The sequence below is a fragment of the Bacteroides sp. OF03-11BH genome (assembly GCF_003604005.1).
GTDB lineage: Bacteria > Bacteroidota > Bacteroidia > Bacteroidales > Bacteroidaceae > Bacteroides > Bacteroides ovatus.
Genome location: NZ_QTMW01000140.1, coordinates 1 through 387, shown reverse-complemented (window position 1 = coordinate 387; position 387 = coordinate 1). Strand labels below are relative to the sequence as shown.

1 protein-coding gene is annotated in these 387 nt (G+C 51.7%); it reads left to right on the top strand.

The window, feature by feature from the left end; translation table 11 throughout:
• Window positions 1–55 precede the first annotated feature (55 nt).
• Window positions 56–367 carry a DUF4134 domain-containing protein gene (locus DXA54_RS28055; protein WP_004311205.1) on the top strand — a complete coding sequence of 104 codons (312 nt, stop codon included), beginning with the start codon at window positions 56–58 and terminating at the stop codon, window positions 365–367.
• Window positions 368–387: the final 20 nt, after the last annotated feature.

The following is a 387-nucleotide window of genomic DNA, read 5'->3' as shown; positions in this document are numbered from 1 at the left end:
CAACCGCCCGAAAAAGGACTATCCACCCTTTGGACGGCACAAAAAAGAACAGTTTATGAACAAGAACATCAGACAAAAGTTAATCATCGCTGCGGCACTTATGATTGCCGCAACCGCCTCCGCTTTCGCACAGGGAAACGGTCTGGCTGGCATCAACGAAGCCACCTCTATGGTGAGTTCGTATTTCGACCCCGGCACGAAATTAATCTACGCCATCGGCGCGGTAGTCGGGCTTATCGGTGGCGTGAAAGTGTACGGAAAATTCTCGTCCGGAGACCCGGACACCTCGAAGACCGCCGCCTCGTGGTTCGGGGCTTGTATCTTCTTGATTGTCGCCGCCACTATCCTGCGCTCATTCTTCCTTTAATAAACAATGTATGGCTGAAT